This is a genomic window from Verminephrobacter aporrectodeae subsp. tuberculatae At4 (genome assembly GCF_000193225.1).
GTDB lineage: Bacteria > Pseudomonadota > Gammaproteobacteria > Burkholderiales > Burkholderiaceae_C > Acidovorax > Acidovorax aporrectodeae.
In genome coordinates, this window is sequence record NZ_AFAL01000546.1 from 1 (window position 1) to 3020 (window position 3020).

At 66.9% G+C, this 3020-nt stretch carries 3 protein-coding genes and 1 pseudogene; 2 read left to right on the plus strand and 2 right to left on the minus strand.

Annotation, left to right across the window (positions count from 1 at the left end; translation table 11 throughout):
* Together VTU_RS0118130 and VTU_RS0118135 are read left to right on the plus strand one after the other, a co-directional pair.
* The coding region (locus VTU_RS0118130; protein ID WP_010106812.1) for a thermonuclease family protein at nt 1–204 on the plus strand (204 nt) is incomplete at its 5' end.
* Nucleotides 205–225: 21 nt separating this feature from the next.
* Nucleotides 226–624, plus strand: coding sequence for a nuclear transport factor 2 family protein (locus VTU_RS0118135; protein ID WP_010106813.1), 399 nt, complete (start codon nt 226–228; stop codon nt 622–624).
* Between the two features lie 21 nt (nt 625–645).
* Here VTU_RS0118135 and VTU_RS0118140 read toward each other — a convergent pair whose 3' ends face one another.
* Both VTU_RS0118140 and VTU_RS31850 read right to left on the minus strand, forming a co-directional pair.
* Nucleotides 646–1935, minus strand: a complete 1290-nt coding sequence (locus VTU_RS0118140) for a SwmB domain-containing protein (RefSeq protein WP_236610786.1) — start codon at nt 1933–1935, stop codon at nt 646–648.
* Between the two features lie 161 nt (nt 1936–2096).
* Nucleotides 2097–3020 (minus strand): annotated as a pseudogene (locus VTU_RS31850) (SwmB domain-containing protein); the annotation flags it as partial.

Here is a 3020-nt window from a genome sequence, read left to right on the forward strand (position 1 = left end):
GGCCGCACGGTGGCCGATGTGCGCTGTGGCGACACCGACGCGGCCTCCGCGCAGGTGCGCGCGGGCCTGGCCTGGGTGTACCGGCCCTACGCCCGCGCACACCCCCATCTGCCGCCCCTGGAGCGCCAAGCTCAGGAGCAAGGTCTGGGACTGTGGTCGCAAAAACAGCCGCAGGCCCCGTGGAACTACCGGCACCATCGCTGAATTGGACAGGAGAAACCGCCCATGAACCCGTCCCCCATCGACACCGTGCGCCGCTACCTCGATGCCTTGCAGGCCGGCGATACCGCGGCTCTGGTCGCCTGCTTCGAGGCCGAAGGCTGCGTGGTCTCGCCCTTTCTGGGAACCATGCCCGCGCGCAGCTTCTTCCCGAAACTGGCGCAGGCCTCGGCGCGCAGCGTGATCACGCTCATGGACCTGTTCACGAGCGTGCAGCCGGACGCCGAAGTCACCCGCGTGGCCGCCTACTTCCGCTACGACTGGACGCTCCTGGACGGCAGTCTCGTGGCCTTCCACTGCGTGGACATTTTTGACTTCGCGCCCGGCAGCGAGCGCATCGCGCGCATGCACATCGTCTACGACACCCACCCGCTGCGCGCCGCAGTGGGCGACAAGTACGCCTGAATACGCGCCCGCTGGCCCCGCTCAGAACCAGAACCCGTCATGCGCCACGTCCGGCGCCTGCCCCACGATGGACAGCGGCATCTGCGCCGCGGCGCCGGGCGCGGTGATCACACCGTTGGCCTCCCCATCGGCGTCGAACGGTCCGCCGTCCTTGATCTGGAAGTCCAGCCGCAACCGCCCGCCTTCGTTCACCATCTTGCCGCCGTAAGGGCTGCTCGCCAGATTCACCCAGGTGCCCGTGTTGTCCTGCAACCAGTAGCCGTTGGCGCCGATCTTCGGGTCCACGTACAGGCTGAAGGTCTCGCTGCTGCCGACGGTGTTCAGCGCGGCCTGGAAACTCGTCAGCGCGATGGGCGTCTCCAGCGCCTTGGGTGTTTGGGCGGGCACTGCCTTTTGCTCCAGGCTGGTGATGCGGGTGTGGCTGCCGGAGGCGACCTTGCCGTCCTGGCTGTCTGCTACCAAGGTGACCGAGGTGCTGGAACTGCTGCTGGTCTTGGCGCTGAAGGAGGCGACTGCGGCCTGCGCGCTGTCCTGGATGCCGTCGTTGTTGCCGTCTCCGGTGGTGGAGCCCTTGGGGCCGACGGCCTGGTCCTCTTGGGCGCTGGAAATGCCGTCGCTATCGCTGTCTGCGTCGGGCGCCCTGGGAGGGGTGCGTGCGGGTGGGGCGGGCGTGAGGTTGTCCACGGTCGTGGCCGCGAAGCTGGCAGCGTCGTTGTGCGCCGCGTCCTGTATCGCGTTGGCGTCGTCGCCGGACGTGGGGTCGTTGTAGGCAACGCTTACTGACTGGTCCCTGGTGACAGCGGTGCTCAGCGTCAGCGTGACGGTCTTTTCCGTTGCGTTCACGGCGACCGCGGTAACGGCATTCGCGACGCCATCCACGAGCACCGTAAAGGCCCCGGTGGCCGGTTTGTGCGCCGGGTCGGCGTCCAAGTTGCTTGCGTCGCCAAAGCTGAGCACCAACTGGCTGCCGTTGACCTTGGGGCGCGTGGCGCCGGTGGTGATCAGCTGCGGGCTCTCGCGGTCCGGCACGCGGTTGTCCACTGCGGTGGACGGAAAGCTGGTCAGGCGGTTGCCGGCAGTGTCCCGTATGGCGCTGGTGTCGTCGGGCGTGCTGTCGGTGTAGGCGATGCGCACGCTCTGACCATGTCGCACGGGGGTGGTCAGCGTCAGGTAGACGAGCTTGCTGTTTGCACCCACGATGACCGAGGTGACGGCATTGGCTGCCCCGTCCACAAGCACCGTGAAGTCCCCGCTGAGCGGCTTGCGGGCCTCGGCGGCGTCCAAGTTGCTCGCGTCGTTGAATTCGAGCACCAAGTCGCTGCCAAGGACCCTGGGGCCTGCGGTGCCGGGGTGATCAGCTGCGGGGGCACGGTGTCTGCCGTATTGATCTCCGTGGCCGCGAAGCCGGCCAGGCGATTGCCCGCTGCGTCCTGTATGGCGCTGGTGTCGGTGGCGCTGGGCGTGCTGTCGGCATAGGCGACGGTCATCGCCTGGCCAGGTGTCACGGCGGTGCTCAGCGTCAGCGTGATGGTCTTGGCCTGGGCGTCCACGGCAACGGCGGTGACGGCGTTCGCGGTACTCCCCGCGAGCACGGTGAAATCACCGGCAAGCGGCTTGCGGGCCGGGTCCGCGTTCAGGGGGCTCACGTCGTCAAAGCTGAGCACCAGTTGCTGGCCGTTGGCCTTGGGGCGCGTGTCACCGGTGGTAATCAGTTGCGGGGGCGCGGTGTCTGCCGTGTTGACAGCCGTGACCGCAAAGCTGGCCAAGCGGTTGAGCAGTGCGTCCTCCAGGGCACTGGTATCGTCAGGCGTGCTGTCGTTGTAGGCGACGGTCACCGTCTGGCCAAGCGTCACGGCGGTGGTCAGCGTCAGCGCAATGGTCTTGGCCTGGGCGTCCACGGTGACCTCGGTCACGGCATTGGGAACGCTCCCCACGAGCACCGCAAAGTCCCCGGCAACCGGCTTGCGGGCCGGGTCCGCGTTCAGGTTGCTGGCGTCGCTAAAGCTGAGCACCAGTTGCTTGCCGTTGACCTTGGGGCGCGCGTCACCGGTGGTAATCAGCTCCGGGGGCGTGCGGTCTCGTGAGTTGTTCTTGATCTCCGTGGTCGGAATGCTGGCCAAGCTGTTGCCTTGCGTATCCCGTATGCCCTTGTCGTCGTTGGGCGTGCTGTCGTTGTAGGCAAGGGTCACTCTTTGGCCAAACTGCACGTAGGTGGACAGCACCAGCGTCATCACCTTGCCCCCCACGACAACTCTGTTGACGGTGCTGCGAACACCATCCACGGATACCGTGAAGTCCTCGCTGGCCGGCTTGCGCGCCGGGTCCGCGTCCAAGTTGTTTTCGTCGTGGAAGCTGAGCGACAGCTGGTTATCGTTGACCGAGGGGTAGTCGCGCGT

Bases quoted from the DNA above. Each gene is read 5' to 3' on its own strand.
- VTU_RS0118135 (WP_010106813.1), top strand. From the start codon at position 226: ATGAACCCGTCCCCCATCGACACCGTGCGCCGCTACCTCGATGCCTTG.